The sequence below is a fragment of the Candidatus Sarmatiella mevalonica genome (assembly GCF_016751895.1).
GTDB classification, from domain to species: Bacteria; Pseudomonadota; Alphaproteobacteria; order Rickettsiales; family Rickettsiaceae; genus Sarmatiella; species Sarmatiella mevalonica.
Genome location: NZ_JACVVM010000110.1, coordinates 1 through 2215, shown reverse-complemented (window position 1 = coordinate 2215; position 2215 = coordinate 1). Strand labels below are relative to the sequence as shown.

The window sequence follows — 2215 nt, the reverse complement described above, 5'->3', positions numbered from 1 at the left end:
AAAATATACCATCCCATAAACGTCTGGCATCCCTAGGGGGCGGCCTGCCTTGTTTCCCCCTTCTTTTGTAAATTATCTTTTCGACTACGGCCCATTCTTCATCTGTTAAATCACTCGTATAGCTCGTTGACATCTCATATCCTCCCTTTGATGCCAATCATAACGATGTCCCTCCAATACTTCAACCTTTTGCGTGACTGGTTCTTAGTTTATCTTAAATTTACAACTCCTGATTTGCATAACACATCTTTTCAGCATATCTTACTTTCTGAAAGAACATGAGATTAATTTTTATTTATTAATTTGTTAGTCATGGGTGTGAGTGAGGTGTTCAAAGCGCTGCGTTTTTTAGAAATTGATTATTATTTGAGTGACGAGGAGGAGGCTCTGTCTTTAATTAAAAAGCACAAAGGCGCAAAGCGGAGCAATGCAAGAGCTGGCGAGTATACCCGTCATGCAAGAAACAATGAAAACGACGCGATCAACTCAGTAAAAGACGTCGGCAAGAATGATGACTTCACGCAGAGCAGAGCCATCGCGGATGCTTGCCACACTCTAGCAGATTTGAGGTGTGCCGTGCACGCATTCTCCCTCTGCGACTTAAAATTTAGCGCAACTAACACCGTTTTTGCAGACGGCAACCCAGAGGCGCAAGTGATGCTGATAGGCGAAGCGCCAGGAGCGCAAGAAGATTTGCAGGGCATTCCTTTCTGCGGAGAAAGCGGAAAACTGCTAGACAACATCATGCTCTCTATCGAGCTTTCGAGATCAGAACTATACATCACCAACAGCGTTTTTTGGCGCCCTCCAGCTAACCGCACCCCTACAGAAGATGAAATTGAGGTTTGTAGACCATTAGTAGAAAAACACATAGCTCTTATTGCACCTAAATTGATTATTCTAGTTGGTAATACTGCAGTGGCTAGCGTGCTTGGTCGCAACTATAGCGTATCTAAGATGAGGAGCAAATTTTTCGAATATAATAACATATATCTAGCTCGTCCAATACATATTACCGCTATTTTTCACCCAGCATATCTATTACGACAACCAAAGCAAAAACAAGGTGTGTGGTATGATATGATAAAAATTGACAAATTTATAAAAAATCACATAGTTAATTAGACCTTTTGGATAACTATAGTCAATGAAATTGGAGCTTGTATATATAGATCTAATCCTTCAGGAGCATACTAAGATGGGATAGAGTATAGCAATGAAGAGACATCCCAAATTAAGCGCGAGCCAAATTAAAGAGCTGTAGGGATTTATCAGCGATACAAGTGATGCGAAGGAGTGCATTGAAACAATTACCCTTTTGATATGTTTAAAACGGCATCAGATTTTCAGGTATCGATCTTGTTACTTAAAGGACGAGATGGCAGCTCTAAGGAATAAACAGAAAAAAGTTTGAAACGTTTACTGAGCAAGTCTCAAAAAGAAGAACTTTTAGTTTTTCTGAGCACAACATGACTCGAGATCATGGTTACACTTTAGATTTTTGGACGACTACAATTCTTCCAGACTTCATTCAGGAGAAGTATGGAGTTGTTTGCAAAACCAAGAAGCCTTTTTATCTATTATTTGAAGATGCAAAATTCACCTTTCATAAGCCTGGCCAAGTTTACCAAAGACGAGATGAAACAAAAGTTGGAGAAAGCAACAAAGCCTAAGCTAAAAGAAGCCTTTCAGGACCACGATACACTCATTTTACGCGAAGACGAAGTGATTCTATCAACCCAAACAACTTTTTAAAAGATTTAGTTGAAGAAGATCGAGGTCTTTAGTGCCAAGAAAAACAAGAACATCTATGACTTTCTCAATATCAGAGACGGAAAAGAACATAGCTTGATAAAAGACTGGCAGAACATGCACATTACCGTTGAAGTCTTAAAAGAAATTAGAGCCTGTATTCACAGTTTAGCCATCTCATCGAGTCTCTTTAGTAACAGCATAGAGTGCGCGATCATTATCATGTTTTCCGCAGTTGCTACAGCAATTTCATAGTCTTTTGATAATCTCCTACAGTAGGCCTCTTTCGAAACTGCGATATATGTGTATACTCAAGCTAGGTCAATAAAAATATTATGGTTGTGCAATTGAAATATGAACAAGTGAAGATTTTATCAGATGATCAATTCAGAAGATTAACAGGAGTTAAGCGTGGTACGTTTGATAAGATGGTAAAAATATTAGAAGAAGCTGATAAAAAAGA

Annotated in this window: 2 protein-coding genes and 1 pseudogene; all 3 read left to right on the top strand. The window is 38.9% G+C overall.

Features of this window, described 5'->3' with window-relative positions; genetic code table 11:
* The first annotated feature begins 318 nt into the window (after positions 1–318).
* A complete protein-coding gene (locus Sarmat_RS06580) occupies positions 319–1125 on the top strand; it encodes a uracil-DNA glycosylase (RefSeq protein ID WP_410520505.1) in 807 nt (268 codons plus the stop codon).
* Between the two features lie 344 nt (positions 1126–1469).
* Entirely contained in the window at positions 1470–1673 is a 204-nt protein-coding gene (locus Sarmat_RS06575; RefSeq protein ID WP_202149953.1) for a hypothetical protein, read from the top strand.
* A gap of 426 nt (positions 1674–2099) precedes the next feature.
* Positions 2100–2215: pseudogene (locus Sarmat_RS06570) on the top strand (IS5/IS1182 family transposase); the annotation flags it as partial.